This window comes from Burkholderia paludis (genome assembly GCF_000732615.1).
In the GTDB taxonomy this organism is placed as follows: domain Bacteria; phylum Pseudomonadota; class Gammaproteobacteria; order Burkholderiales; family Burkholderiaceae; genus Burkholderia; species Burkholderia paludis.
Genome location: NZ_JPGL01000013.1, coordinates 163,501 through 188,138, shown reverse-complemented (window position 1 = coordinate 188,138; position 24,638 = coordinate 163,501). Strand labels below are relative to the sequence as shown.

General features: G+C 69.2%; 27 protein-coding genes. 11 read left to right on the top strand and 16 right to left on the bottom strand.

Annotated elements, in window-relative coordinates; translation table 11 throughout:
- Nucleotides 1-26: 26 nt before the first annotated feature.
- The 3 genes from kynA to kynB all read right to left on the bottom strand — a co-directional run bounded on the left by kynA (nt 27) and on the right by kynB (nt 2,947).
- The gene (gene kynA / locus GQ56_RS0110145; protein WP_031398550.1) at nt 27-959 is read right to left on the bottom strand and encodes a tryptophan 2,3-dioxygenase; all 933 of its coding nucleotides are present in this window, start codon (nt 957-959) and stop codon (nt 27-29) included.
- 67 nt (nt 960-1,026) lie between these two features.
- Nucleotides 1,027-2,280, bottom strand: a complete 1,254-nt coding sequence (kynU, locus tag GQ56_RS0110140) for a kynureninase (RefSeq protein ID WP_034199834.1) — start codon at nt 2,278-2,280, stop codon at nt 1,027-1,029.
- Between the two features lie 25 nt (nt 2,281-2,305).
- Entirely contained in the window at nt 2,306-2,947 is a 642-nt protein-coding gene (gene kynB / locus GQ56_RS0110135; RefSeq protein ID WP_031398548.1) for an arylformamidase, read from the bottom strand.
- A gap of 130 nt (nt 2,948-3,077) precedes the next feature.
- On the opposite strand from kynB, the gene GQ56_RS0110130 reads away from it, so the two are divergent.
- The gene (locus GQ56_RS0110130; protein WP_006477992.1) at nt 3,078-3,578 is read left to right on the top strand and encodes an Lrp/AsnC family transcriptional regulator; all 501 of its coding nucleotides are present in this window, start codon (nt 3,078-3,080) and stop codon (nt 3,576-3,578) included.
- On the opposite strand, the gene GQ56_RS0110125 is transcribed toward GQ56_RS0110130, so the two are convergent.
- The 4 genes from GQ56_RS0110125 to GQ56_RS46905 form a co-directional block, all read right to left on the bottom strand.
- Complete coding sequence (locus tag GQ56_RS0110125) at nt 3,565-4,074, bottom strand: flavin reductase family protein (RefSeq protein WP_031398547.1); 510 nt, start codon at nt 4,072-4,074, stop codon at nt 3,565-3,567. The genes GQ56_RS0110130 and GQ56_RS0110125 overlap by 14 nt on opposite strands.
- 303 nt (nt 4,075-4,377) lie before the next feature.
- Nucleotides 4,378-5,043, bottom strand: coding sequence for a hypothetical protein (locus tag GQ56_RS0110120; protein ID WP_031398546.1), 666 nt, complete (start codon nt 5,041-5,043; stop codon nt 4,378-4,380).
- Nucleotides 5,040-6,446, bottom strand: coding sequence for a selenium-binding protein SBP56-related protein (locus GQ56_RS0110115; RefSeq protein ID WP_031398545.1), 1,407 nt, complete (start codon nt 6,444-6,446; stop codon nt 5,040-5,042). Before GQ56_RS0110115 ends, GQ56_RS0110120 begins: the two co-directional genes overlap by 4 nt.
- Nucleotides 6,447-6,899: 453 nt before the next feature.
- Nucleotides 6,900-7,031: a hypothetical protein gene (locus tag GQ56_RS46905; RefSeq protein ID WP_265183110.1), complete on the bottom strand. Its 132-nt coding sequence runs from the start codon at nt 7,029-7,031 to the stop codon at nt 6,900-6,902.
- Between GQ56_RS46905 and msrA the strand changes: the two genes are divergently transcribed.
- On the top strand, nt 7,030-7,590 hold the full coding sequence (gene msrA, locus GQ56_RS0110105) for a peptide-methionine (S)-S-oxide reductase MsrA (protein ID WP_031398544.1): 561 nt from the start codon (nt 7,030-7,032) through the stop codon (nt 7,588-7,590). The genes GQ56_RS46905 and msrA overlap by 2 nt on opposite strands.
- Before the next feature lie 27 nt (nt 7,591-7,617).
- Here the strand turns inward: msrA and GQ56_RS0110100 are convergent, their stop codons facing one another.
- The 3 genes from GQ56_RS0110100 to pdxH form a co-directional block, all read right to left on the bottom strand.
- Nucleotides 7,618-8,892, bottom strand: a complete 1,275-nt coding sequence (locus tag GQ56_RS0110100) for a DUF72 domain-containing protein (RefSeq protein WP_031398543.1) — start codon at nt 8,890-8,892, stop codon at nt 7,618-7,620.
- Nucleotides 8,893-8,915: 23 nt separating this feature from the next.
- Entirely contained in the window at nt 8,916-10,136 is a 1,221-nt protein-coding gene (locus GQ56_RS0110095) for an SAM-dependent methyltransferase (RefSeq protein ID WP_031398542.1), read from the bottom strand.
- A gap of 121 nt (nt 10,137-10,257) precedes the next feature.
- A complete protein-coding gene (gene pdxH / locus GQ56_RS0110090; protein ID WP_031398541.1) occupies nt 10,258-10,902 on the bottom strand; it encodes a pyridoxamine 5'-phosphate oxidase in 645 nt (214 codons plus the stop codon).
- Nucleotides 10,903-11,030: 128 nt separating this feature from the next.
- Between pdxH and GQ56_RS0110085 the strand changes: the two genes are divergently transcribed.
- Nucleotides 11,031-11,888 carry a tRNA threonylcarbamoyladenosine dehydratase gene (locus GQ56_RS0110085; protein ID WP_031398540.1) on the top strand — a complete coding sequence of 286 codons (858 nt, stop codon included), beginning with the start codon at nt 11,031-11,033 and terminating at the stop codon, nt 11,886-11,888.
- A gap of 104 nt (nt 11,889-11,992) precedes the next feature.
- Here the strand turns inward: GQ56_RS0110085 and trxA are convergent, their stop codons facing one another.
- Nucleotides 11,993-12,841: a thioredoxin gene (gene trxA, locus GQ56_RS0110080; RefSeq protein WP_031398539.1), complete on the bottom strand. Its 849-nt coding sequence runs from the start codon at nt 12,839-12,841 to the stop codon at nt 11,993-11,995.
- Between the two features lie 52 nt (nt 12,842-12,893).
- Nucleotides 12,894-13,775: a pirin family protein gene (locus tag GQ56_RS0110075; protein ID WP_031398538.1), complete on the bottom strand. Its 882-nt coding sequence runs from the start codon at nt 13,773-13,775 to the stop codon at nt 12,894-12,896.
- 233 nt (nt 13,776-14,008) lie between these two features.
- Here GQ56_RS0110075 and GQ56_RS0110070 point away from each other — a divergent pair, with 233 nt between their 5' ends.
- Nucleotides 14,009-14,887 carry an EamA family transporter gene (locus tag GQ56_RS0110070; RefSeq protein WP_031398537.1) on the top strand — a complete coding sequence of 293 codons (879 nt, stop codon included), beginning with the start codon at nt 14,009-14,011 and terminating at the stop codon, nt 14,885-14,887.
- A gap of 54 nt (nt 14,888-14,941) precedes the next feature.
- On the opposite strand, the gene GQ56_RS0110065 is transcribed toward GQ56_RS0110070, so the two are convergent.
- Nucleotides 14,942-16,474, bottom strand: a complete 1,533-nt coding sequence (locus GQ56_RS0110065; protein ID WP_031398536.1) for an N-acetylmuramoyl-L-alanine amidase — start codon at nt 16,472-16,474, stop codon at nt 14,942-14,944.
- The gene (gene tsaE / locus GQ56_RS0110060; protein ID WP_031398535.1) at nt 16,456-17,010 is read right to left on the bottom strand and encodes a tRNA (adenosine(37)-N6)-threonylcarbamoyltransferase complex ATPase subunit type 1 TsaE; all 555 of its coding nucleotides are present in this window, start codon (nt 17,008-17,010) and stop codon (nt 16,456-16,458) included. The genes GQ56_RS0110065 and tsaE overlap by 19 nt, the downstream gene beginning before the upstream one ends.
- Nucleotides 17,011-17,027: 17 nt before the next feature.
- On the opposite strand from tsaE, the gene queG reads away from it, so the two are divergent.
- From queG to xerD, 3 genes are all read left to right on the top strand, one after another.
- Entirely contained in the window at nt 17,028-18,257 is a 1,230-nt protein-coding gene (queG, locus tag GQ56_RS0110055; RefSeq protein WP_031398534.1) for a tRNA epoxyqueuosine(34) reductase QueG, read from the top strand.
- 63 nt (nt 18,258-18,320) lie between these two features.
- Nucleotides 18,321-18,791 (top strand): methylated-DNA--[protein]-cysteine S-methyltransferase, encoded by a 471-nt coding sequence (locus GQ56_RS0110050; protein ID WP_031398533.1) that lies wholly within the window; start codon nt 18,321-18,323, stop codon nt 18,789-18,791.
- Nucleotides 18,788-19,738 (top strand): site-specific tyrosine recombinase XerD, encoded by a 951-nt coding sequence (gene xerD / locus GQ56_RS0110045; RefSeq protein ID WP_031398532.1) that lies wholly within the window; start codon nt 18,788-18,790, stop codon nt 19,736-19,738. The genes GQ56_RS0110050 and xerD overlap by 4 nt, the downstream gene beginning before the upstream one ends.
- Before the next feature lie 73 nt (nt 19,739-19,811).
- Here xerD and GQ56_RS0110040 read toward each other — a convergent pair whose 3' ends face one another.
- On the bottom strand, nt 19,812-21,371 hold the full coding sequence (locus GQ56_RS0110040; RefSeq protein WP_031398531.1) for a class I adenylate-forming enzyme family protein: 1,560 nt from the start codon (nt 21,369-21,371) through the stop codon (nt 19,812-19,814).
- 239 nt (nt 21,372-21,610) lie between these two features.
- Between GQ56_RS0110040 and ybaK the strand changes: the two genes are divergently transcribed.
- Together ybaK and plsY are read left to right on the top strand one after the other, a co-directional pair.
- Nucleotides 21,611-22,102, top strand: a complete 492-nt coding sequence (gene ybaK, locus GQ56_RS0110035) for a Cys-tRNA(Pro) deacylase (RefSeq protein ID WP_031398530.1) — start codon at nt 21,611-21,613, stop codon at nt 22,100-22,102.
- A 116-nt stretch (nt 22,103-22,218) separates the two neighbouring features.
- Nucleotides 22,219-22,857 (top strand): glycerol-3-phosphate 1-O-acyltransferase PlsY, encoded by a 639-nt coding sequence (gene plsY / locus GQ56_RS0110030; protein ID WP_031398529.1) that lies wholly within the window; start codon nt 22,219-22,221, stop codon nt 22,855-22,857.
- A gap of 75 nt (nt 22,858-22,932) precedes the next feature.
- On the opposite strand, the gene GQ56_RS0110025 is transcribed toward plsY, so the two are convergent.
- The gene (locus tag GQ56_RS0110025) at nt 22,933-23,418 is read right to left on the bottom strand and encodes a YajQ family cyclic di-GMP-binding protein (protein ID WP_031398528.1); all 486 of its coding nucleotides are present in this window, start codon (nt 23,416-23,418) and stop codon (nt 22,933-22,935) included.
- On the opposite strand from GQ56_RS0110025, the gene GQ56_RS45555 reads away from it, so the two are divergent.
- Both GQ56_RS45555 and murB read left to right on the top strand, forming a co-directional pair.
- Complete coding sequence (locus tag GQ56_RS45555; RefSeq protein ID WP_161788562.1) at nt 23,417-23,572, top strand: hypothetical protein; 156 nt, start codon at nt 23,417-23,419, stop codon at nt 23,570-23,572. The two genes, GQ56_RS0110025 and GQ56_RS45555, sit on opposite strands and share 2 nt — an antisense overlap.
- Nucleotides 23,556-24,605 carry a UDP-N-acetylmuramate dehydrogenase gene (murB, locus tag GQ56_RS0110020; RefSeq protein ID WP_031398527.1) on the top strand — a complete coding sequence of 350 codons (1,050 nt, stop codon included), beginning with the start codon at nt 23,556-23,558 and terminating at the stop codon, nt 24,603-24,605. Before GQ56_RS45555 ends, murB begins: the two co-directional genes overlap by 17 nt.
- Nucleotides 24,606-24,638: the final 33 nt, after the last annotated feature.

The window sequence follows — 24,638 nt, the reverse complement described above, 5'->3', positions numbered from 1 at the left end:
GGCGGGGCGCGGTGGCGTGCCGCGCGTTACAGCGTGGTGCGCACGTGCCAGAGCTCGGGGAACAGCACGACGTCGAGCATCTTGCGCAGATACGGTGCGCCGTTGGTGCCGCCGGTGCCCTGCTTGAAGCCGATGATGCGCTCGACGGTCGTCACGTGACGGAAGCGCCACTGGCGAAATGCGTCCTCGAGATCGACGAGTTCCTCGGCCATCTCGTAGAGTTCCCAGTGCTGCTGCGGGTGGCGGTACACCTCGAGCCAGGCGGCCTCGACCGTCTCGTCGTGCTGCATCGGCTGCGCCCAGTCGCGCTCGAGCCGCGCCGGCGCGATCGGAAAGCCGCGCCGCGCAAGCAGGCGCACGACTTCGTCGTAGAACGACGGCGCCTCGAGCGTCGCGCGCACCTGTTCGAGGATATCGGGCCGGTGCGCGTGCGGCTGCAGCATCTGCACGTTCTTGTTGCCGAGCAGGAATTCGAGCTGGCGATACTGGTACGACTGGAAGCCCGACGACTGTCCGAGATACGGCCGCATCGCCGAGTACTCTGACGGCGTCATCGTCGACAGCACGCTCCACGCCTGCACCAGTTGCTCCAGGATGCGCGACACGCGCGCGAGCATCTTGAACGCGGGCGGCAGCGAGTCGGAGCGCACGGCGTCGAGCGCGCCGCGCAGTTCGAACAGCGCGAGCTTCATCCACAGCTCGCTCGTCTGATGCTGGATGATGAACAGCATCTCGTTGTGATCGGGCGACAGCGGGTGCTGTGCGTCGAGGATCGAGTTCAGCGACAGGTAGTCGCCGTAGCTCATCGACTTCGAGAAATCGAGCTGCGCGTTGTGCCAGCCGGCATCGCCGGGCACGTGCGGCGCTTCGTGCGCCGCCTGGGCGGCTTGCGCCGGATGCGCGGCGCGTGCGCCCGAGAACGGGCAGCCCGCCGGCGCGTCGCCGCCGGGTGGCTGCATATGACCAGAATTCACGACTATCTCCAGGATTGAATGACGAGGCCCGGCGTGCGCCGGGCAATGCCGGTCAGGTCACCGCGCCGCGCTCGGCGAACTCGGGCGCCTTCCACGCGTCGGTGGCGAGGATGTCGCGCAGCGTCTCGACGGCATCCCACACGTCGGCAAAGCGCGTATAGAGCGGCGTGAAGCCGAAGCGCAGCACATACGGCTCGCGGTAGTCGCCGATCACGCCGCGCGCGATCAGCGCCTGCATCACCTCGTAGCCGTGCGGATGCTCGAAGCTCGCCTGCGAGCCGCGCTGGTGATGCGCGCGCGGCGTGACGAGCTTCAGCGACAGGCCCGCGCAGCGCGCTTCGACGAGCGCGACGAACGCGTCGGTCAGCGCGAGCGACTTGCGGCGGATCGCCTGCATGTCGGTCTGCAGGAACACGTCGAGCCCGCATTCGACCATCGACATCGACACGATCGCCTGCGTGCCGCACAGGAAGCGCGCGATGCCCGGATCGGGCGCGAAGCCCGGCTGCATCGCGAACGGCGCGCGGTGGCCCCACCAGCCCGACAGCGGCTGCGAGAAATGCGCGTGATGGCGCTGCGGCACCCACACGAACGCGGGCGAACCGGGGCCGCCGTTCAGGTATTTGTACGTGCAACCGACCGCGCCGTCCGCGCGCGCGCCGTTCAGGTCGACCGGCACCGCGCCGGCCGAGTGCGCGAGATCCCACAGCATCAGCGCGCCTGCGTCGTGCACGAGCTGCGTGACGGCCGGCATGTCGTGCATGTAGCCGGTGCGGTAGTTGACGTGCGTGATCATCGCGACGGCCGTGTCGGCGCCAAGCGCACCGGGCAGGTCGGCCGGATCGTCGATCAGGCGCAGTTCGTAGTCGCCGCCGAGCTGTTCGATCAGCCCCTGCGCGATATACAGGTCGGTCGGGAAGTTCGAGCGCTCCGACACGATCACGCGGCGCTCGGGCGCGCGCTCGGCCTGGTGGCGCACCATCGCCGACAGCAGCTTGAACAGGTTGATCGAAATCGTGTCGGTCACGACCGTTTCGCCGGGGGCGCCGCCGATCAGCGTGGCGAGCTTGTCGCCGAGCCGGCGCGGCAGCGCGAACCAGCCGGCCGTGTTCCAGCTGCGGATCAGGCCTTCGCCCCATTCGGCGCCGATCACCTGCTGCGCGCGGGCGGCCGATGCGCGCGGCTGCGCGCCGAGCGAGTTGCCGTCGAGGTAGATCACGCCGTCGGGCAGGGAGAATTGCTCGCGCAGCGGGGCAAGCGGGTCGTCGCGGTCGAGCGCGAGCGCGTCTTCACGGGTCTTGATCATGATGTCGGGTCGTAGGTCGGGGAAATCAGGCGGCGCGCGCGGGCAACGCGCGCAGCACCGCGCGCACGGGGCTCGCGTCGAGCGTCGTGAACTTCAGCGGCAGTGCGATCAGTTCGTAGTCGCCGGGCGGCACGTCGTCGAGCACGATGCCCTCGAGAATTGCCATCCGGTGCGCACGCACGCGGCGATGCGCATCCATCGTCTTCGATTCCTGCGGATCGAGCGACGGGGTATCGATGCCGATCAGCGTCACGCCGTGCGCGGCGAGCAGGTCGACGGTCTCGGGCGCGACCGCGCAGAAGCGGCTGTCCCACTGCTCGACGCTGGCGCGCGCATACGTGCGCAGCAGCACGCGCGGCGGCACGTCGGCGAGCGCGGCTTCGATGTCGGCGGGCTGCACGACCGGCGAGGCGCCGATGCAGTGCAGCACGCGGCACGGGCCGAGGTAGGTGTCGAGCGGCACGGCGCCGATCGGCGCGCCGTCGGCATCGTAGTGCAGCGGCGCGTCGCAGTGCGCGCCCGTGTGCGGCGACAGCGTCAGGCGTGCGACGTTGACCGGCGAGCCGGCCTCCATCCGCCATACGCGTTCGACGGAAACCGGCGTATCGCCCGGCCACACGGGGGTGGCGGGGCTGACAGGCGGCGAGATGTCCCAGAGGGTGTCCATGGCATGACGATTCGGTGAGTCGATCCATCGAATGATAGGTGGACGCTCGCAGAAAGTGCTTGCGAAATAAACATGGACAATCCGCCGGATTGGCAGATAATTCGACTCAGAGGGAAAACGGGGACCAAAAATGCATGCGATTACGCTCGATGCCACCGACTGCCGGATTCTGGCGGTACTTCAGGAAGAGGGCAGAATCAGCAATCTCGACCTGGCGGAACGGATTTCGCTGTCGCCATCCGCGTGCCTGCGCCGCATGCGCCTGCTCGAGGAGCAGGGCGTGATCGAGCACTATCGCGCGTGCCTGAGCCGCGAGAAGCTCGGCTTCGAGCTCGAGGCGTTCGTGCAGGTATCGATGCGCAACGAAGAAAATCAATGGCACGAGCGCTTCGCGGAAGCGCTGCGCGAATGGCCGGAGGTGGTCGGCGCGTTCGTCGTGACCGGCGAGAGCCACTATCTGCTGCGCGTGCTCGCGCACAACCTCAAGCACTATTCGGATTTCGTGCTGAACCGGCTCTACAAGGCGCCGGGGGTGATGGACATCCGCTCGAACATCGTGCTGCAGACGCTGAAGGACGAAGCCGGCGCGCCGGTCGGGCTGGCGCGCACGGGAGCGATCAAAGCGGTGTAAGCCCGTGGAAGCCGCCGCCGTGGAACACGAGCGGCGGCGTCGTATCCGATACGGCGCGCACGCCGCAGCGTTCCACCTCGCCGACGAAGATCACGTGGTCGCCTTCGTCGTAGCGGCTGCGGTTGTGGCATTCGAACCAGGCGAGCGCCCCGTCGAGCACGGGCATTCCCGAGTTGCCGGCCGCGTGCGCGATTCCTTCGAAGCGGTCGCCCTTGTAGGTCGAGAAGCGCTTGCACAGGTCGAGCTGCGACGCGGCGAGCACGTTCACCACGTAATGGCTGTTGCCGCGGAACACCGGCGTCGACGCCGACTTGTGCGCGAGGCTCCACAGCACGAGCGGCGGATCGAGCGAGACCGAATTGAACGAACTGGCGGTGATGCCGATCAGTTGCCCGGACGGCGCGCGCGTCGTGATCACCGTGACGCCCGTTGCGAACTGGCCGAGCGCCTGACGGAAGGCTGCCGAGTCGAAATCCGGCGGAGTGGCGTGGTTCATCGGGCGGCGATCCGGAAGGAGGCGGACGGGCGCGGCGTGACGCGGGTGCGACGGGCGCGGCGGACGAAAGGCGACAAGGCGGTCGATTGGGAAGTGGTGCGCATGGCCCGATTTTAGCGGAATCGGGGCCGCCGGGCCCGGCCAGACGGCGCATTGCGGGGATAGGGTGACGTACCCAACACTGCGGCGCGATGCCGGGTGCGCGACGACGGGCGGCGCGGGGCGGCCGTCACGGCCCGTACGCGTACGCACCGCCGGGCCGGTCATGGTCGTGCCCGCCGGCGCATCGCGTCGCGCCCCGCGCTAACGCGCGGCCGCCAGCCCGAGCGACAGCGCGCCCGTCATGATCAGGCTCGACGCCCACACGGCATCGAGATTGAACCAGCTCCGCGACACGAATTGCAGCCCGAGATACCGGTACACGAGCCACGCGAGCCCGCCGCCGGCTGCGATCATCGCGGCCGCATGCACGGCCGCGACGACGAGCGCCATGCCGAGATGCGCGTCGACCAGCATGGCCGCCGCGCGATGGCCCGCGTCCGGGTCGAACCCGCAGAGCCCGAGGTAGATCGGCACCAGCATCAGCCCCGCGCCGTGCGCGAGCGCCACCGCGAACGACCACAGGCCGAGCCGCGCGGGCGGGATGCGCGCGAGGGCGCGCGGATGGCTGCGCCGGATCAGCAGCATGGCGCCGAAGCCGATCACGAGCGCGCTCGCGCCGATCCGGATCGCCGACTGCCACGCGAGCAGCGCCGCGAGCAGCCCGAACGGCAGCATCACCGCGAAGACGGCGAGCACGTGGCCGAGCGCGAGATAGCCGAGCGCCGCGACGAGCGCGCCGCCGCGGCGCGTCATCAGCGCGTTCGACACCGCGAGCGGCCAGCCCATCGCGGGGTTGAGTCCGTGATAGACCCCGCTCGCGAGCACGGCCGCCCACAACGCGAACGGGGCGTGAAGGCCGGCACTCAACGCTTGACCGACGGATAGCAGAACGAGTCGGTCGAACAGTCGCCGCCCTCGAGCCGGATCTGGTGCGCGCGATAACCGTCGGGGAACTCGACCCAGTAGTCGTCGGCGAGCGTCAGCCCGCCGTCCGGCCCCGCGTGCGCAAGCACCTGCGCGGCCGGCACGCCGTCCGGATAGAACTGGTCGTCCCACGTCGAATAGAGCGAGTTGGTCCAGTACACGCGCCGGCCGTCGCGGCTGATCTCGACCATCTGCGGGCCGCCCGCGAACGCGCGGCCGTTCGTGTGCGGCGCGCGGCGCACGATGCCGCCGATCCGCACCGATCCGGCGAGCACCGGGTTGTGCGGGTCCGACACGTCGTACTGGCGCATCTCGCCGGTGCCCCAGCACGACACGTAGAGGAAGCGGTCGTCGAGCGACAGGTCGATGTCGGTCACGAGCGGCGGCACGGCGCCGAACGCTTTCAGGAGCGGCGGCAGTTCGTCGGCCGCGGCCGGCTCGGCCGGGATCGTCGCGGTTTTCTTCACATGAAACTTGCCGTCTTCGCGCCACCAGGTCCAGATCGAGCCTTCCAGATTCGTCGTGTCGACCACGACGCCGACGAACCCGTATTCGCGCACCGGGTCGTGCGCGGGCCGTACCTCGAGCGCCATCTGGTGCTGCGCGCCGAGATCGATCGTCTGCACGTTGCGGCGCGCGCGCAGATCCCAGAAATGCAGCCGGTGCCCGTACTTGTTCGCGAGCAGGTCCTCGGGGACGATCCCGTTCTCGAATTGCGGCGGCAGCGCCCATTCGCTCGACACCATGTAGTCGCGCGGCAGGTTCCACCAGAAGTCGTAATGCTTGTCCTGCGGGCCGCGGTCGATCTCCCAGCGGCCGAGCACGTCGAAGGTCTCGCAATCCATGATGAAGATGCCCGGCGCGCCGTCGGTGCCGTCCTTGCCCGCGCCGCCGAGCGTGCTCACGTAGATGCCCTCCGGGCCGCAGTGAACGGTGTGCGGCCGCGAGTAGCCGGTCTTCGCGAAGATTTCGTCGGGCTCGACGATCTTGTGGATGCGTGCCTGCGTCGGGTGCGGCTTCGTGTCGATCACGTAGATGCGCGACGAGCGCAGGCCGGGGATGATCAGGAAGCGGCGTTCGAGGAACGCATGGCCGGTCAGCGGCGACAGCGCCGACGAGCACGCATTCCAGCCGAAGTGGTGAAACTCGTCGCCGGTGTTCGGCATCGTCACCGTGTGCACGATTTTGCCGTAGGTCGACGAGCCGGGCTTCACGTCGATCACGGCGAGCGCGTCGGGTCTGGAAAAATCGGGGCTCAGCAACAACGTATAGGCGAACGCCTCCGCCGGTGCCTGCATCGCAAGCTCGGGCGAGGCGTGAAACGTCGGGTCAGGCCGCATGCTCATGGTGATGCCCTCTCGATGATGTCGGATCGTGGCCGCACGGCCGTTCGTTGCCGGTGTGCGACCCGTGGTTGCCGCGCGGCGCCCGGCGCGCCGGCGGGGGAAATCGGCGGGCGGCCGCGCGCGTCGGCGACACGCGCGGCGCCGTGCATCAGATCGTCAAAGCGGATAAAGGCGGCGTGCTCGATTGCCGCGCCCGGATCGGCGTGGCTGCACGGCATGGCGAAGGCCCGGCCGAAGCGGCGGCCCGCGAGGCGGCGACGGCCGGGCGGGTGACACGGGCGATGTCTGTCAAGGCATGCATATCGATGTTCCGGCGGATGATGTTTGCATCTGGGGCGGGGGTGCATCGGACGCTTCGCGCTGAACGGCGGGTGGGTGGCTGCCGCGCGCGTGCATGGCTAAGTGTAGGCGAGAAAAGGTGCGGCCGGTCGCACGCGGCGCCTGTGCGATCTGTCAGGTTCGCGCGCGGGTGAGATACTTGTCGACGGGCCGCTGCATCCCGCACCGCTGGCGGGCGGCGGCGAGGCGCAACAGCGGCGCCGGCGCATGCGTGCCGGCTGCCGTCATCAACGAGGGAGATTTCATGGTGAACGCAATGCTTGAAACCGCGACGTTGGGAGGCGGGTGTTTCTGGTGCACGGAGGCCGTGTTTCTCGACGTCGACGGCGTGACGGCCGTTCAGTCGGGCTACGCGGGCGGCCATACGCGCAATCCCGGCTATCGCGACATCTGCGAAGGCGACACGGGCCACGCGGAAGTCGTCAACGTGACGTTCGATCCGGCGCGCATCGGCTATCGCGAGATCCTCGAGATCTTTTTCGCGACGCACGATCCGACCCAGCTGAACCGGCAGGGCAACGACGTCGGCACGCAGTACCGGTCGGTCGTGTTCACGCATTCGGATGCGCAGCGCGACACGGCGCTCGACGTGATCCGGGAGCTGGAAAGCGAGCAGGTGTTCGGGCAGCCGATCGTCACGCAGGTCGTGCCGCTCGACGGCAACTACTGGCCGGCCGAGGACTATCACCAGAATTACTACGCGCGTAACCCCGGGCAGGGCTACTGCTCGGTCGTGATCGGGCCGAAGCTCGCGAAATTCCGGCAGAAGTTCGCGCACCGGCTGAAGTCGCTGCGCGGCGCATAAGCGCCTGAACGGCCGCGCAACCGTGCGTCAGGCCGCCTCGCCGCGCCACTGCGCGCACGCGGCTGCGATCTCGCGCGCGAGCGCGATGCACGACAGCGGCGCGGAGCCTTCCGCCTTGTTGTTGATCGTGATGATCACCGGCTGCCCGGCCAGCGCATAGCGCGCGGCCAGCTCGGCAAGCGCCGAGCGCGTGGCCGGGTCTTCGTCGACGAGCTTGTCGAACGGCTCGTATTTCGCTTTCGCCTGTTCGTACTTGAAGCCGCCGTGCAGGCTCCAGCGCACGATCAGCGGGCCCGGCGCGTCGCCGTCGAGCAGCGCGAGCGCGGCGGCCTGGCGCAGCGGGTCGGGCATTCGCGCGTGCAGGCCGACGCAGTAGCGCACGCCGAGCGCGGCGAGCGCGCGGATGAAGCGCGGCGTGAGCAGGCTCGCGTCGCGGATCTCGATCGCATAGCGCGGGCCGTCGGCGTCCGCAGGCAGCGGCGGCAGCGCAGCAAAGAATGCAGCCAGCCGGTCGATCAACGCGGCCGGTTGGGCGAGCAACGAGTCGGGCAGCGGCGAGAACTGGAACACCAGCACGCCGGCCTTGCGGCCGAGCCCGTCGAGGCACGGCTGCACGAATTCGCGGGTGGCGAGCGGCGCATCGAGGAAGGTCGGGTTCGGCCCCGACGGCTCGCCGCGCCGGCCGCGGATCACCGCGTCGGTCACCGAGGCGGGCGCCTTGACGACGAAGCGGAAGTCGTCGGGCACCTGCTGTGCGTAGCGCAGGTAGTCGGCGACCGACAGCGGCCCGTAGAACGACCGGTCGAGGCTCACGCTCTTCAGCAGCGGATGCGCGCCGTAGGCCTCGAGCCCTTCGCGCGACAGCTTCGTCTGCGCGAAATCGCCGTCGTAGACGATGCCGTTCCAGCCGGGGAAGTACCACGACGACGTGCCGAGCCGGACGTTCGGCGGCAGGCCGGCCGCGGCGGCGGCCACGTCCGGTGCGACTGGTGCGGGCAGCACGCCGCGCTTGCGGCGACCTTGCTTCGGCGCGGCGGCCGGCGGCGACGGTTCGTCCCACAGCAGGCCGGAGGAGGCGGGTGGCGCTGCGTCGGCAGCGCGGTCGGGGGAGGCCGGCTCTGTGGCGTCGCGCGCGGCGGGCGTGGTGCGATCGTCGGCAGGGGCGTGTGCGGGCGGCGACGCGCGTGCGTCGTCGGGCGGCGCGCCGAACAGGTTGAACTGCCCGTCGTCGGGCGACCCGCTCGCGTCGTCGTGCTGTCGTCGTTGCGGCGGCGCCTTGCGCCGCGTGCTGCCGTCACCCATGCATGCCCAGCGTGAAGCGCGGCCTAGCGCGGCAGCGCGTGTTCGTACATATAGCGCCGCGACCACGGCAGCGTTTTGGCGCTGCGTCCGGCCTTGCGGCACACGATCTGGAAGATCGACACGTCGTCGTGCTCGAACGCATACGCGCAGCCGGCGAGATACACGCGCCAGATGCGGAATTTCTCGTCGTCGACGAGCTTGCGCGCTTCTTCGGCCTTCGCCTCGAAGTTCTCCGTCCAGATGTCGAGCGTGCGCGCATAGTGCCGCCGCAGGCTTTCGACGTCAACCGCTTCCAGCCCACCGCGCTGCGCGGCTTCGAGCGCGAGGCTGATGTGCGGCAGCTCGCCGTCCGGGAACACGTAGCGATCGATGAACTCGCCGCCGCCGAGCGCCGTCTCGCCGCTTTCCGCGTCGGTCGACGTGATCCCGTGGTTCATCGCGACGCCGTCGTCGGCGAGCAGGTCGTGGATCCGCGAGAAATACAGCGGCAGGTTCTTGCGGCCGACGTGCTCGAACATCCCGACGCTCGTGATGCGATCGAACTGGCCTTCGACCTCGCGGTAATCCTGCAGGCGGATCTCGATCCTGTCCTCGAGCCCCGCCGCCTTCACGCGTGCGGTTGCAAGGTCGAACTGGTTTTGCGACAGCGTCACGCCGAGGCACTGCGCGCCGAACTTCTGCGCGGCGCGCAGCACGAGCGCGCCCCAGCCGCAGCCGATGTCGAGCAGCCGCTGGCCGGGCTGAAGCTGGATCTTGGTCAGGATGTGGTCGATCTTCTTGATCTGCGCGGTGGCCAGATCCTCGTCGCCGTTCTCGAAGTACGCGCACGAGTACACCATGTTCTCGTCGAGCCACAGCTGGTAGAACGCGTTCGAGACGTCGTAGTGATACTGGATCGCCTTCTTGTCGGTGCTCTTCGAATGATTGAAGTAGCGCTTCACGCGCGCGAGCTTGCTCGCGCTCGTCACCGTGCTGCGCGCGAGCGAGTAGCCGATGTTGATGATGTCCGACAGCTTGCCCTCGATGTCGATCTTGCCCTTCACGTATGCCTCGCCGAGATTGTCGAGGCTCGGTTCGAGCAGCAGCGGCAATGCCGACGCGCTGTTCACCTTCAGGGTGACCTGCGGGGCGCTGAAGGTGCCGAAATCGAGCTGGTCGCCGTTCCACAGCACGAGGCGTGCCGGTATGTTCGCTTTCGCCCGTACTTCGTCCGCCCACTGTGCCAGCTTCTTTTCCCAGAACATTTGGATTCTCCGTTTGTTCGTTGAATCGAATACAGCCAAGTATCTTGACCGGCGCCCGCCGCTTGCGAGGCGGGCGCCCGGATGCAACACGAGACACGACCGGCGCGCGCCGGCGCCGCGCTTACGGCGACAGGCGCGAAATCGACCAGCCCGGCGACGCGTCGGATTCGCGCGTATAGAGCAGGCGGTCGTGCAGCCGCGACGGGCGGCCCTGCCAGAACTCGATCGAGTCGGGCACGAGGCGGTAGCCGCCCCAGTGCGGCGGGCGCGGCGGGTTGTCGCCGTAGCGTTCGCTGACGGCCTTCTCGCTTGCTTCGAGCGTCGCGCGGCTGTCGATCACGGCGCTCTGCGCCGATGCCCAGGCGCCGATGCGCGAGCCGAGCGGACGTGACGCGAAATAGCGGTCGCTTTCCTCGGCGCTGGTTTTCTCGATCCGGCCTTCGATGCGCACCTGGCGCTCGAGCTCGATCCAGTAGAACAGCAGCGCCGCCTGCGGATGCGCGGCGAGATCGCGCCCCTTGCGGCTGTCGTAATTGGTAAAGAAGACGAACCCGCGTTCGTCGACGCCCTTGATGAGCACGATCCGGGCCGATGGCCGGCCGTCGTCGCCGACGGTCGCGAGCGTCATCGTGTTCGGCTCGGGCAGTTTGGCGGCCAGCGCCTCCTTGAACCAGCGGTCGAACTGGGCGAAGGGGTCGGGGGCGACATCGGCTTCGTCGAGCGAAGCGCGTGAGTAGTTGATGCGGAGATCGGCGAGAGTCGTCATGTTATGCAAACGCTTCAATCTGGAACCATTGTAGCGAACGCGCGGAAAACGTGCGTGTACAGTGGCGTGTGAAAGCGGGGAGTTCAGGCAAAATAGAGGGCTGCTCGACTTACGTTTTCCTTGCTGCCATGTCTGCCGCCGACGCTGCCCCGCCCCGTTCTTCCGATCTTACCCCGACCCCGACAATCCAGCTTGACGTGGATCGGGCGCGCCGCTTCGGCGGCGTCGCGCGGTTGTACGGCGCGCCGGCGGCAGCCGCTTTCGAGCGCGCGCACGTCGCGGTGATCGGGATCGGCGGCGTCGGGTCGTGGGTGGCCGAGGCGCTCGCGCGCAACGCGGTCGGCACGCTGACGCTGATCGATCTCGACAACGTCGCGGAAAGCAACACGAACCGGCAGATCCATGCGCTCGACGGCAATTACGGCAAGCCGAAGGTCGATGCGATGGCCGAGCGGATCGCGCTGATCGATCCCGCGTGCCGCGTGAACCGGATCGAGGATTTCGTCGAGCCCGACAACTTCGACGCGCTGCTCGGCGGCGGCTTCGACTACGTGATCGACGCGATCGACAGCGTGCGCACCAAGGTGGCGCTGATCGCGTGGTGCGTCGCCCGGCGCCAGCCGCTCGTCGTGGTCGGCGGCGCGGGCGGCCAGCTCGACCCGACGCGCATCCGGATCGACGATCTCGCATTGACGATCCAGGATCCGCTGCTGTCGAAGGTGCGGGCGCAGTTGCGCAAGCAGCACGGCTTTCCGCGCGGGCCGAAGGCGCGTTTCAAGGTGAGCGCCGTGTATTCGGACGAGCCGCTGATCTATCCGGAAGCAGCCGCCTGCGATATCGAGGACGGCGCGGAGCCGTCGGCCGCCGCGCACGTCGCGGGGCTCAACTGCGCGGGCTTCGGTTCGAGCGTGTGCGTGACCGCGAGTTTCGGCTTCGCGGCCGCCGCGCATGCGTTGCGCGCGATCGCCGCGCAGGCCGCCGGCTGAGCCGCCGCGCAGCGCGGCCGCCGGCGCATGCCGCGGCGCGCGACGTGCGCCGGGCGTAAGAGGGCGATCGGCCGCCGGGCCGTTGCGGCCCGGCCGGCCGCGCGTCAGTTGAGCGCCATGCTCAACCTGCGCCGCCATGCGGCGACGAGGTCCGGGCGATCGCCCGCCAGCTCGAACACCGAGATCATCGTGCGGCGGCCGAGATCGTCGCCGTAGGCGCGGTCGCGCGTCACGATTTCCAGCAACTGCTCCAGCGCACCTTCGTACGCGCGCCGCGCGATCAGGCTTTGCGCGAGATCGAAGCGCGCGTCGAGATCGCCCGGGTTGGCGGCGATGCGCGCTTCGAGCGCGTCGGTCGGCGGCAAGTCGGCCGTGGCTTCGAGCGCGTCGAAACGGGTCTTGATCGCCTGGAAGCGCGGGTCGTTGCCTTGCACGGTTTGCGTCGACAGTCGCTCGGTTTCCGCGTGCGCGGCGTCGATCTCGTTGTTCGCGAGCAGCAGTTCGATCAGGTCGAGGCGCGCGTCGTCGAAGCCGGGGTTCAGCGCGAGCGCCGCTTCGAGGTGCGAGCGCGCATCGTCGTAGCGTTCCTCGGCCAGCGCGTATTGCGCGGCGCGGCGTTCGGCTTCCTCGGGCGCCGGCAGCAGCCGGTCGAGGAACGCGCGCAGCTGGCCTTCCGGCAGCACGCCGACGAACTGGTCGACGGGGCGCCCGTCGGCGAACGCGATCACGTGCGGGATGCTGCGCGTCTGGAAGTGCGCGGCAAGCTCCTGATTCTCGTCGACGTTGACCTTCACGAGCTTCCAGCGGCCTTCGTAGTCGCCTTCGAGCTTTTCCAGCAGCGGGCCGAGCGTCTTGCAGGGGCCGCACCAGGGGGCCCAGAAGTCGACCAGCACGGGCGTGTCCAGCGACGCCTCGATGACGTCCTTCTCGAATGTGGCAAGCGTGGTGTCCATGTCGTTCTCTTCGGTTCGAATATCGTCAGGATGGGGGCAGCGTGCCCCTTTTTCAACGCGGTTTCGCTTCGGGCAGCGGAATCCACTCGGTCTCGCCGGGCACCTTGCCCATTTCCTGGCGCGTCCACGCCTGCTTCGCGTGTTCGATCGCCTCGCGGCTGCTGGCGACGAAATTCCATTCGATGAAGCGCTCGCCGTCGATCCGGTCGCCGCCGAGCAGCATCGCGCGGGCGCCGCCGGCGCTCGTCAACGTGACCGTCGCGCCCGGCGCGAGTACGGCCATCCGTTCGGCGTCGACCGGCGTGCCGTCGATCGCCAGATCGCCGTCGACCACATAGACCGCCCGCTCCTCGTGCGACGCGTCGAGCTCGACGCGGCCGCCGGCCGCGAATTCGGCGGCGACGTACAGCGTGCGCGAGAACGTCGTGACGGGCGAGCGCAGTCCGAACGCGTCGCCGGCGATGACCGTCAGTTCGACGCCATCCCGATTGCGGCGCGGCAGGGTCGCGGCCGGATGATGCTCGAACGACGGTTCGGTCGTCTCGTGCGTGTGCGGCAGCGCGACCCAGGTCTGGATTCCGTGCACCGTGTGGCCGTTTTCGCGCTGCGCGTCGGGGGTGCGTTCCGAGTGGACGATCCCGCGCCCGGCCGTCATCCAGTTCACGTCGCCCGGCACGATTTCCTGCCGCGAGCCGAGACTGTCGCGGTGCAGGATCGCGCCGTCGAACAGGTAAGTGACGGTGGCCAGGCCGATATGCGGATGCGGCCGCACGTCGAGCCCCGAGCCGGGCGGCAGCGTGGCGGGCCCCATGTGATCGAAGAAGATGAACGGGCCGACGAGGCGCGCGGCGAGCGCGGGCAACGTGCGGCGCACCTGCAGGTTGCCGATGTCGCGCACGTGCGGTTTCAGCAGGGCTTTGATCGAGGCGGTCATGGCGGATCCTGTGGGGCGGCGGATGCCGGTCATTGTACTGGCCGCCCGCCGCCGATTCCATGCGTGCGGCGCGGGTATCGGCCCGCAGGCGAAACCCGGTAGACTGGCCGCCTTCGCGAAAGCGCGCCCGCCCCGGGGTCGTCGCCCCGCCGGACGTCCCGACGGGGAGGCCGCTCGCGCGGCCGGCGCGCCGCACGACGATTCGACAAAAAACGAAAGAGGAGACTCCGATGATGGCCCCGAAGGACTTGCTGCTCGCGCTGGTCGTGATCCTGGCGTGGGGCGTGAACTTCGTCGTGATCAAGGTCGGCCTGCACGGCATGCCGCCGATGCTGCTCGGCGCGCTACGCTTCACGCTCGCGGCCGTGCCCGCGGTGTTCTTCGTGCGCCGGCCGCAGATTCCGTGGCGCCTGCTGGTGCTGTACGGCGCGACGATCCAGCTCGGCCAGTTCGTGTTCCTGTTTACGGGCATGTACGTCGGCATGCCGGCCGGGCTCGCGTCGCTCGTGCTGCAGTCGCAGGCGTTCTTCACGCTCGTGTTCGCGATGCTGTTCCTCGGCGAGCGGCTGCGCCTGCAGAACCTGCTCGGGCTGGCGATCGCCGCGGGCGGGCTCGTCGTGATCGCGGCGCAGGGCGGCCGCGCGATGACGCTGGCGGGTTTCCTGCTGACGATCTGTTCGGCCGCGATGTGGGCGGTCGGCAACATCGTCACGAAGAAGGTCGGCCAGGCGAACCTCGTGTCTCTCGTCGTGTGGGCCAGCCTCGTGCCGCCCGTGCCGTTCTTCCTGCTGTCGCTGTGGTTCGAGGGGCCGCAGCGGATCGCGGACGCGCTCGCCGGACTGAACGGCGCGTCGATCTTCGCGGTCGTCTATCTCGCGTTCGTCGCGACGTTGCTCGGCTACGGGCTGTGGAGCCGCCTGATGTCGCGCTACCCGGCCGCGCAGGTCGCGCAGTTCTCGCTGCTGGTGCCGGTCGTCGGCCTCGCGTCGGCGTCGCTGCTGCTCGACGAGCATCTCACGCGCACGCAGCTGATCGGCGCGGCTCTCGTGATGGGCGGGCTCGCGGTGAACGTGTTCGGCGGGAAACTGATGCGCCGCTTCGCGGCATCGTGACGCGCCGGCACGCGCTGCGTGCCGGCGGCGGGGCGGGAACGGCCCGGGAAGCCGTCAGGCCATCCGGTTCTTCGCGAGCGGCGGGTTCGCGGAGAAGTAGCGCTTGATGCCGCGGAAGATCGCGTCGGCCATCTCGTCGCGATAGCTGTCGTCGTTGAGCCGGCGCTCTTCGTCCGGGTTGCTGATGAACGCCGTCTCGACGAGGATCGACGGAATGTCGGGCGCCTTCAGCACCGCGAACCCGGCCTGCTCGACCGAGCCCTTGTGCAGCTTGTTGATGCCGCCGACTTCCTTCAGCACGTAGTTGCCGTAGCGCAGCGAATCGCGGATCTGCGCGGTCGTCGACATGTCGAACAGTGCGCGGTTCACGGCCGCGTCCGGCGTCTTGATGTTGATGCCGCCGATCAGGTCGGACGAGTTTTCCTTGTTCGCCATCCAGCGCGCCGCGGCGCTCGTCGCGCCGTGGTCGGACAGCGCGAACACCGACGAGCCGCGCGCGGACGGCGTCGTGAACGCGTCCGCGTGGATCGACACGAACAGGTCGGCGCCCACGCGGCGCGCCTTCTGCACGCGCACGTTCAGCGGCACGAAGAAGTCGGCGTCGCGCGTCATCATCGCGCGCATGTTCGGCGCGCCGTCGATCTTCGCGCGCAGCTTCTTCGCGATGTCGAGCGCGATGTGCTTCTCGTACGTGCCGCCGCCGCCGATCGCGCCGGGATCCTCGCCGCCGTGGCCCGGATCGATCGCGACCGTCAGCAGGCGCACGGTGCCGCCCTTGCCGGATTTCGGTGCGGTGAACTTGTAGGTGTCGTCGTCGTCGTCACTGTCGTCGCGGCGGGCGATGACGGGCGGCGGCTTGACGGCCGGCTTCGCGGGCGTCGCCGGGGTCGCGGCGGTGGGCGGCGCGTGCGGCGTGGCGGGGGTGTTCTGCGCGAAACGCTGGAAGAATGCGTCGCTGTTGTCGCCCGCGGCGGGCGGCGGCAGCGGTGCGCCCGGGCCGGACAGCGCGGTCGGCGGCTGCATCTGCTGCGCGCGCGCGGCGTCGTTGAGCGCCTGCTCCTTGCGCTCCGTCTGCGTAATCAGGTCGGTCAGCGGATCGGGCGCGACGGCCGGATACAGGTCGAACACGAGCCGGTACTTGTACGCGCCGACCGGCGGCAGCGTGAACACCTGCGGCTTGACCGAACCTTTCAGGTCGAACACCATCCGCACGACATGCGGCTGATACTGGCCGACGCGTACCGACTGGATCTGCGGATCGTTCGGCGCGATCTTCGACACGAGGTCGCGCAGCGCCTGGTCGAGATCGAGGCCGTTCAGGTCGACGACGAGACGGTCGGGACCCTGCAGCAGTTGTTGGGTATTCTGCAGCGGCTGGTCGGATTCGATCGTGACGCGCGTGTAATCGCGGGCGGGCCAGACGCGCACGCCGAGCACCGACGACGCATGCGCGAGCCGCGGCGCGACGAGACCGAGCACCAGTGTCGACGCGCCCGCGCACAGGATCTGGCGGCGCCGCCAGTTGTGCGTCGCGGTGGCCGCCGATTCGATCGAACGGAACGGTTTGATCAACATCTTTCGAGACATGCCTTTCCTGAAGCGCTATACGCCCGAACGGTGAGGGCACGGCCGTCGCCATCCACGTCGAGCGAGAAGACCAGATCGGGCACGCCGAGCAGCGCACCCGCCTGTTGCGGCCATTCGACGAGACAGATCGCGCTGGAATTGAAATACTCGCGAAAGCCTGCGTCGGACCATTCGGCCGGATCGTTGAATCGATACAGATCGAAGTGATAGACCTCGAGTTCCCCATCGTCGCGTTCGAGCGCGTACGGCTCGACGAGCGTATAGGTCGGGCTGCGCACGCGGCCCGTGTGGCCGAGGCCGCGCAGGATCGCGCGCACGAGGGACGTCTTGCCCGCACCGAGATCGCCGACCAGCTGGATCTGCAGCCCGTCGAACGCGTGCGTGCGGGCGAGCTCGGTGCGCGCCGCGTCGAGCGCGTGTGCGAAGCGGGTGCCGAAGGCCTCGGTCGCCGCTTCGTCGGCGAGCGCGATCACGCGCTCCGCGAACGGGGCGGGCAGCGTGGCGTCATGAGGCGGTTGGCTGGGCGTGGCTGGCATTCTCGTAAAATAGTGCGATGAACCGATTACCGGAACTCGCCGCATCCGACAGGCCTTCGACTCGTGCCGAAGGCGCCGCGCCGTGCGCGCTCGACGATGCGGCGTTGAGTGCGCTCGCCACGCGCATCAGGGCGTGGGGGCGCGAATTGGGTTTCGGGGCGATCGGCATCAGCGATACCGATCTCTCGGACGCCGAAGCAGGCCTCGCCGCCTGGCTGGAAGCCGGCTACCACGGCGAGATGGATTATATGGCGAAACATGGGATGAAACGCGCGCGTCCGGCCGAACTTGTGGCCGGTACGCGACGCGTGATTTCCGCGCGGCTCGCCTACCTGCCGGCCGAAACGCTCGCCGCCGGCGCACCGGGCGGCGAGCCCGTCGCACGCGCGCCGCACGACTGGCGCGCGCGCGAACGGGCGCGGCTCGACGATCCGCAGGCGGCCGTCGTGTCGATCTATGCACGCGGTCGCGACTATCACAAGGTGCTGCGCAACCGGCTGCAGACGCTCGCGGAGCGCATCGAGCGCGAGATCGGCGCGTTCGGTTACCGCGTGTTTACCGATTCCGCGCCCGTGCTCGAGGTCGAGCTTGCGCAGAAGGCCGGCGTCGGCTGGCGCGGCAAGCACACGCTGCTGCTGCAGCGCGATGCGGGCTCGCTGTTCTTCCTCGGCGAGATTTACGTCGACGTTCCGCTGCCGACCGACGCGCAAACGTCGCCCGACACCGCGCCCGAGACGCCCGGCGCGCACTGCGGAAGCTGCACGCGCTGCATCGGCGCATGTCCGACCGGCGCGATCGTCGAACCGTACCGCGTCGACGCGCGCCGCTGCATCTCCTACCTGACGATCGAACTGAAAGGCAGCATCCCCGAACCGTTGCGGCCGATGATCGGCAATCGCGTGTACGGCTGCGACGACTGCCAGCTCGTCTGCCCGTGGAACAAGTTCGCGCAGGCCGCGCCCGTCGCCGATTTCGACGTGCGGCACGGCCTCGACCGCGCGACGCTCGTCGAGCTGTTCGCATGGGACGCCGAAGCGTTCGATACGCGGATGCAGGGCAGCGCGATCCGGCGCATCGGCTATGAAAGCTGGTTGCGCAATCTCGCGGTCGGCCTCGGCAATGCGCTGCGCGGGAACCGGCTCGCGCCGCAGGCGCGCGACGGCATCGTCGCCGCGTTGCGCGCGCGGGCCGACGATCCGTCTCCGGTCGTGCGCGAGCATGTCGAATGGGCGCTGCGTGCCGCGTGAAGGCGGCGTAAAGTGTCGTCGGCGCGCGGCGGTGCCGCGCGCATCCATCGGTCAGGAGAGGGTATGTTCAATGCAGTCATCGACGCGCCGTTCGGCAAGGTCGGCATCCGCACGGACGCCGCGGTGGTGCGCGAGATCGTCTATCTGCCCGAATCGGTGAAGTCGGTCGAGCCGGATTCGCCGCTCGCGAAGCGCGCGGTCACGCAGATCGAACGTTATTTCGCGCGCGCGTCGGCGCGCTTCGACCTGCCGCTCGCCGAAGTCGGCAGCGCGTTCCAGCATCGCGTGTGGGACGCCATCAGCGATATCCCGCCCGGCACGGTGCTGACCTACGGCCAGGTCGCCAAGCGGATCGGCAGCGCGCCGCGCGCGGTCGGCCAGGCGTGCGGCGCCAACTATTTCCCGCTCGTGATCCCGTGCCATCGCGTCGTCGCGGCGGGCGGCCTCGGCGGTTTCGCGAACCATGACGACAACGGCTATTACCGGAACGTGAAGCGCTGGCTGCTGGCGCACGAGGGCGTACCGTACCGATGAGCGAACCATTGATGATCCCCGGCGGCGACGAAGATACCGCCGCCGCGTCGCCCGCGCTGCTCGCGAGCCGCGCATCGATCGACGTGTTTTGCGATGCGCTGTGGCTCGAACACGGGCTCTCGCGCAACACGCTCGATGCGTACCGGCGCGATCTGGTGCTGTTTTCCCGGTGGCTGGCCGCGACGCACGACACGCCGCTCGATTCGGCCGACGAAGCGATGGTGACGGGCTACATCGCCGCGCGCAGCGACGGCAAGGCGACGTCGTCGAACCGGCGGCTGTCGGTGTTCCGGCGCTATTACGGCTGGGCCGTGCGCGAGCATCGCGCGAGCGCGGATCCGACGCTGCGGATCACGTCCGCGAAACAGGCGGTGCGCTTCCCGTCGACGTTGTCGGAGGCGCAGGTCGAGGCGCTGCTCGGTGCGCCCGACGTCGACACGCCGCTCGGCCTGCGCGATCGCACGATGCTCGAGCTGATGTATGCGAGCGGGCTGCGCGTGAGCGAACTCGTGATGCTGAAAACCGTCGAGGTCGGGCTCAACGAGGGTGTCGTGCGCGTGATGGGCAAGGGCTCGAAGGAGCGGCTCGTGCCGTTCGGCGAGGTGGCGCACGGCTGGATCGAGCGCTACCTGCGCGATGCGCGGCCCGCGCTGCTTGGCGCGCGCGCGGCCGATGCGCTGTTCGTGACCGGGCGCGGCGAGGGGATGACGCGCCAGCAGTTCTGGAACATCATCAAGCGCCACGCGCTGCGCGCCGACGTGCGCGCGCACCTGTCGCCCCATACGCTGCGGCATGCGTTCGCGACGCACCTGCTGAACCACGGCGCCGACCTGCGCGTCGTGCAGATGCTGCTCGGCCACAGCGATATCTCGACGACGCAGATCTACACGCACGTCGCGCGCGAGCGGTTGAAGTCGCTGCACGCGCAACACCATCCGCGCGGCTAGCGCGCGGCGGGCATCCGGCGCGGCACGCGCGCCGCCGGTTTCGCCGCCCGCGGCGCGCCGGCGCCGGCCTGCGTCAGACCAGGTCGCGCAGCTTGTGCTTCAACACCTTGCCGGTCGACGCGGCCGGCAGCGCATCGAGCACGCGGAGGTGCGCAGGGCGCTTGTAAGGGGCGAGGCGCTCCGCGCACCACGCGTGCAGCGCCGCCTCGTCGGCCGTCGCGCCAGGCACCAGTTCGACGAACGCGAGCACTTCCTCGTTGCCTTCGACCGCGCGGCCGATCACGGCCGCCTGCACGACGTCCGGATGCGCGTTCAGCACCTGCTCGACTTCGACCGGATACACGTTGAAGCCCGAGCGGATGATCAACTCCTTGCTGCGGCCCGCGATCGTGACCGCGCCGTCCGCTCCCTGCCGCGCGAGATCGCCGGTGGCGAGCCAGCCGTCCGGCGATACGGCCGCGCGTGTCGCGTCCGCGTTGCGGTAGTAGCCGAGCATCACGTTCGGCCCGCGCACGCGGATCTCGCCGACTTCGCCTCGCGGCACGTCGGTGCCGTCCGGCGCGACGATCCGCATCTCCACGCCGGGAATCGGCATGCCGACCGAGCTGTCGGTGCGCGGCGCGTCGAGCGCCGTCTGCGTGATCGTCGGGCTGCTTTCGGTCATTCCGTAGCCGTTGTGCAGCGGCACGCCGTACAGGCGCTCGACGCGCGCCTTCAGGTTCGCGTCGAGCGGCGAGCCGCCCGAATACGCGAAACGCAGGCGCGGCGCATGCCATGCGTGGCCGTGCGTATGCAGGTGTTCGAGCAGCTTCGCATGCATCGCGGGCACACCCTGGAAGATCGTGACGCCTTCGTCGGCGAGCGCGACGCGCACGGCTTCCGGCGCGAAGCGCGGGGCGAGCCGCAGCGTCGCGCCCGCATACAGGCTGCCGAGGCAGACCGACGCGAGCCCGTACACGTGCGACACGGGCAGCACCGTGTAGACGACGTCGTCGGGCGACACGCGGCGCAGCGTGCTCGACGTCGCCGCGATGAACAGCAGGTTGCGGTGCGACAGCATCACGCCCTTGGGCGTGCCGGTCGTGCCGGTCGTGTAGATCAGCGCCGCGCATTGCGCGGCGCCGGCGGCCACCGGTTCGCCCGGTGCGCTTGCGTCGACGCGATACGACCACGCGCCGATGTCGACCGGCAGGGCGCCGGCGGGCGTCGCGCCGAGCCGCGCGGCGTGCGTGCGCGCGTCGCTCGACGCCTCGGTCGTGAGCGCGATCAGCTTCGGGCGCGCGTGCGCGGCGATCGCGTCGAGTTCGGCGGCCGACAGCCGGGCGTTCGACACGAGCGCCCACGCGTCGAGGCGGGCGGTTGCGAACAGCAGCACGATCTGCGCGACGCAGTTCTCGGCGACGATCATCACGCGGTCGCCGCCTTGCACGCCGAGGCTCGCGAGCCGCGCGGCGGCCGCCTCGATGGCGTGCGACAGGTCGCCGTACGACAGGCGGCGGGCGTCCTCGATCAGCGCCGGGTGCGCGGGCGCCCGGGCGGCTTGGCGCGCGGGCACGTCCGAGATGCGGCGGGGCAGCGCGGCGAGCAGCGCATCGACGTCGAGCGGCTCGGACGAACGGATGGACGAGGGCATGGCGTCTCCAGAAAAGGGGCGGGCGGCGGCTGACGACGGGTGCGAACGATCGTGCCACGACGGCACGCGCGCCACAATCGGCCAATCGGGCAATAGCGCTTCGCGATGCCCGCAATGATGACGGGCGGAATCGTTGCGGCGCCGCAGCAGGCCGCCCGGCGGAAAACGGGCCGCGAGTATACCGCCGGTGCGGACGCGCGATTGCGCGCCCGTCGGTCGTTCGCCATTAAAATGCCGCCATGAGCAAATCCAGACATGTGTCCGAAACGCCCGCGACCCAGTTGTTGCGCCGCCACGGCGTCGCGTTCGGCGAGCATCCGTACGACTACGTCGAGCACGGCGGCACCGGCGAATCGGCGCGCCAGCTCGGCGTCGACGAGCACAGCGTCGTGAAGACGCTCGTGATGGAAGACGAGCACGCGAAGCCGCTGATCGTGCTGATGCACGGCGACCGCACGGTGTCGACGAAGAACCTCGCGCGGCAGATCGGCGCGAAGCGCGTCGAGCCGTGCAAGCCCGAGGTCGCGAACCGCCATTCGGGCTATCTCGTCGGCGGCACGTCGCCGTTCGGCACGCGCAAGTCGATGCCCGTCTACGTCGAGGCGACGATCCTCGACCTGCCCACGATCTACCTGAACGGCGGCCGTCGCGGCTACCTCGTCAGCCTCGCGCCGGCCGTGCTCGCGTCGCTGCTCGGCGCGCAGCCGGTGCAGTGCGCGAGTGTCGACTGAGGGTTTCACCTTCGTGGCAGGTCCCGCCCGTTCGGTAGAATGGGCGCCGTTTCGGCTTGCCGGCTCGCCGTGCAAGGCCGTCCCTTTACCGATACGTTGAAAGAAGAGTCCTCCGCATGCAGATCCTGCTCGCCGCCCTCGTTGCCTACCTGATCGGTTCGGTGTCGTTCGCCGTCGTCGTCAGTGGCGCGATGGGCCTGGCCGACCCGCGTTCGTACGGGTCGAAGAATCCCGGCGCGACCAACGTGCTGCGCAGCGGCAACAAGAAGGCCGCGATCCTGACGCTCGTCGGCGACGCGTTCAAGGGCTGGATCGCCGTCTGGCTCGCGCGACGCCTCGGCCTGCCCGACGTCGCGGTCGCGTGGGTCGCGATTGCCGTGTTCCTCGGCCACCTGTATCCGGTGTTCTTCCGCTTCCAGGGCGGCAAGGGCGTCGCGACCGCGGCCGGCGTGCTGCTTGCCATCCATCCCGTGCTCGGTCTCGCGACCGCGCTGACCTGGCTGATCGTCGCGTTCTTCTTCCGCTATTCGTCGCTCGCGGCGCTGGTGGCGGCCGTGTTCGCGCCGGTGTTCGACGTGTTCCTGTTCGGCACGGGCCACAACCCGGTCGCATGGGCGGTGCTCGCGATGAGCGTGCTGCTCGTGTGGCGTCACCGCGGCAACATTTCGAAGCTGCTCGCGGGGCAGGAAAGCCGGATCGGGGACAAGAAGAAGGCGGGCGCCGACGGTGGCGCGCAGGATGGCGGAAAAGCCTGAGTTGGCGGCGTTCGCCGCGCCGGTCGCCCCGCGTGTGCGGGGCCCGGCCGGTTGACGTGACGGATCGCCCGGCGATCAGTCGCGGAAGTTGTTGAAGTCGAGCGGCGTGTCGGTCACGTCCTTGCGCAGCATCGCGATCACGTTCTGCAGGTCGTCGCGCTTCGTGCCGGCCACGCGCACGGCGTCGCCCTGGATGCTCGCCTGCACCTTGATCTTGCTGTCCTTCACGAGCCGCACGATCTTCTTCGCGAGATCGCCGGTCACGCCTTTCTTCACGGTGACGATCTGCTTCACCTTGTCGCCGCCGATCTTCTCGACCTTGCCGTAGTCGAGAAAGCGCACGTCGACGTTGCGCTTGGCCAGCTTGCCGATCAGCACGTCCTTGACCTGGCCGAGCTTGAAATCGTCGTCGGCGAACAGCGTCAGCTCGCGATCCTTCTGCTCGACGCGTGCGTCGGAGCCCTTGAAGTCGAAGCGCGTCGAAATTTCCTTGTTCGACTGCTCGATGGCGTTCTTCACTTCGATCATGTTCGCTTCGGAAACGACGTCGAACGATGGCATGGCATTCTCCCTTGAGATGCGGGCGCCCGGCTCGCGCGCGGGCACTCGCTATAATTGCGGACTGTTTGCCATTTTACCGATGCCCCCTCGTTTGCCCAAGACCGGCCATGTGGCCGCCCGGGCGGACGTGACCGCGAATGCCGATGCCTTCTGACGAATCCGCCCTGTCGCTGCTTCCCGACCAGCCGCTCGCCGCACACAACACGTTCGGCATTGCCGCGAACGCGCGCCTTGCCGCGCGCATCACGCATGCTGCGCAGTTCGAGGCGCTGCATCGCGACCCGCGTGTCGCGACGCTGCCGCAGCTCGTGCTCGGCGGCGGCAGCAACGTCGTTTTTACGCGCGATTACGAAGGTGTCGTGCTGTTCGACGAGATCGCGGGCCGCCGTGTCGTGCGCGAGGACGACGACGCGTGGTACGTCGAGGCCGGCGGTGGCGAGAACTGGCACGGATTCGTCGCATGGACGCTGGAACACGGGATGCCGGGGCTCGAGAACCTCGCGCTGATCCCGGGCACCGTCGGCGCCGCGCCGATCCAGAACATCGGCGCGTACGGCCTCGAGATGAGGACGTATTTCGACTCGCTGGTCGCGGTCGAGCTGGCGACGGGGCGCAGCGAGCGTTTCGACGCCGCGCGCTGCGCGTTCGGCTATCGCGACAGCTTCTTCAAGCGGGAAGGGCGCGGCCGGTTCGCGATCGTATCGGTGACCTTCCGGTTGCCGAGGCAGTGGACGCCGCGGCTCGGCTACGCGGACGTCACGCGCGAGCTCGATGCGCGGGGCATCGCGCCCGGCGCGGCGACGCCGCGCGACGTGTTCGACGCGGTCGTCGCGATCCGCCGCGCGAAGCTGCCCGATCCGCTCGTGCTCGGCAACGCCGGCAGCTTCTTCAAGAACCCGGTGATCGATGCCGCGCAGTTCGACGCGTTGCGCGCTCGCGCGCCCGACGTCGTGTCGTATCCGCAGCCGGACGGGCAGGTGAAGCTCGCGGCCGGCTGGCTGATCGACCGCTGCGGCTGGAAGGGGCGCGCGCTGGGCGCGGCGGCCGTGCACGACCGCCAGGCGCTCGTGCTCGTCAATCGCGGCGGTGCGACGGGCGCCGAGGTGCTCGCGCTGGCGCAGGCGATCCAGGCCGATGTGCACGCGCAATTCGGCGTCGAGCTCGAGCCCGAGCCGGTCTGCCTGTAACGCGGGCGCCGCGCACCCAAACAAAAAGCGCCG

What these genes read in the sequence shown, in the direction of transcription:
- kynA (WP_031398550.1), bottom strand. Translation starts at nt 959, where the DNA reads ATGCAGCCACCCGGCGGCGACGCGCCGGCGGGCTGCCCGTTCTCGGGC.
- kynU (WP_034199834.1), bottom strand. Translation starts at nt 2,280, where the DNA reads ATGATCAAGACCCGTGAAGACGCGCTCGCGCTCGACCGCGACGACCCG.
- kynB (WP_031398548.1), bottom strand. Translation starts at nt 2,947, where the DNA reads ATGGACACCCTCTGGGACATCTCGCCGCCTGTCAGCCCCGCCACCCCC.
- GQ56_RS0110130 (WP_006477992.1), top strand. Translation starts at nt 3,078, where the DNA reads ATGCATGCGATTACGCTCGATGCCACCGACTGCCGGATTCTGGCGGTA.
- GQ56_RS0110125 (WP_031398547.1), bottom strand. Translation starts at nt 4,074, where the DNA reads ATGAACCACGCCACTCCGCCGGATTTCGACTCGGCAGCCTTCCGTCAG.
- GQ56_RS0110115 (WP_031398545.1), bottom strand. Translation starts at nt 6,446, where the DNA reads ATGAGCATGCGGCCTGACCCGACGTTTCACGCCTCGCCCGAGCTTGCG.
- msrA (WP_031398544.1), top strand. Translation starts at nt 7,030, where the DNA reads ATGGTGAACGCAATGCTTGAAACCGCGACGTTGGGAGGCGGGTGTTTC.
- GQ56_RS46905 (WP_265183110.1), bottom strand. Translation starts at nt 7,031, where the DNA reads ATGAAATCTCCCTCGTTGATGACGGCAGCCGGCACGCATGCGCCGGCG.
- GQ56_RS0110100 (WP_031398543.1), bottom strand. Translation starts at nt 8,892, where the DNA reads ATGGGTGACGGCAGCACGCGGCGCAAGGCGCCGCCGCAACGACGACAG.
- GQ56_RS0110095 (WP_031398542.1), bottom strand. Translation starts at nt 10,136, where the DNA reads ATGTTCTGGGAAAAGAAGCTGGCACAGTGGGCGGACGAAGTACGGGCG.
- pdxH (WP_031398541.1), bottom strand. Translation starts at nt 10,902, where the DNA reads ATGACGACTCTCGCCGATCTCCGCATCAACTACTCACGCGCTTCGCTC.
- GQ56_RS0110085 (WP_031398540.1), top strand. Translation starts at nt 11,031, where the DNA reads ATGTCTGCCGCCGACGCTGCCCCGCCCCGTTCTTCCGATCTTACCCCG.
- trxA (WP_031398539.1), bottom strand. Translation starts at nt 12,841, where the DNA reads ATGGACACCACGCTTGCCACATTCGAGAAGGACGTCATCGAGGCGTCG.
- GQ56_RS0110075 (WP_031398538.1), bottom strand. Translation starts at nt 13,775, where the DNA reads ATGACCGCCTCGATCAAAGCCCTGCTGAAACCGCACGTGCGCGACATC.
- GQ56_RS0110070 (WP_031398537.1), top strand. Translation starts at nt 14,009, where the DNA reads ATGGCCCCGAAGGACTTGCTGCTCGCGCTGGTCGTGATCCTGGCGTGG.
- GQ56_RS0110065 (WP_031398536.1), bottom strand. Translation starts at nt 16,474, where the DNA reads ATGTCTCGAAAGATGTTGATCAAACCGTTCCGTTCGATCGAATCGGCG.
- tsaE (WP_031398535.1), bottom strand. Translation starts at nt 17,010, where the DNA reads ATGCCAGCCACGCCCAGCCAACCGCCTCATGACGCCACGCTGCCCGCC.
- queG (WP_031398534.1), top strand. Translation starts at nt 17,028, where the DNA reads ATGAACCGATTACCGGAACTCGCCGCATCCGACAGGCCTTCGACTCGT.
- GQ56_RS0110050 (WP_031398533.1), top strand. Translation starts at nt 18,321, where the DNA reads ATGTTCAATGCAGTCATCGACGCGCCGTTCGGCAAGGTCGGCATCCGC.
- xerD (WP_031398532.1), top strand. Translation starts at nt 18,788, where the DNA reads ATGAGCGAACCATTGATGATCCCCGGCGGCGACGAAGATACCGCCGCC.
- GQ56_RS0110040 (WP_031398531.1), bottom strand. Translation starts at nt 21,371, where the DNA reads ATGCCCTCGTCCATCCGTTCGTCCGAGCCGCTCGACGTCGATGCGCTG.
- ybaK (WP_031398530.1), top strand. Translation starts at nt 21,611, where the DNA reads ATGAGCAAATCCAGACATGTGTCCGAAACGCCCGCGACCCAGTTGTTG.
- plsY (WP_031398529.1), top strand. Translation starts at nt 22,219, where the DNA reads ATGCAGATCCTGCTCGCCGCCCTCGTTGCCTACCTGATCGGTTCGGTG.
- GQ56_RS45555 (WP_161788562.1), top strand. Translation starts at nt 23,417, where the DNA reads ATGGCATTCTCCCTTGAGATGCGGGCGCCCGGCTCGCGCGCGGGCACT.
- GQ56_RS0110025 (WP_031398528.1), bottom strand. Translation starts at nt 23,418, where the DNA reads ATGCCATCGTTCGACGTCGTTTCCGAAGCGAACATGATCGAAGTGAAG.
- murB (WP_031398527.1), top strand. Translation starts at nt 23,556, where the DNA reads ATGCCGATGCCTTCTGACGAATCCGCCCTGTCGCTGCTTCCCGACCAG.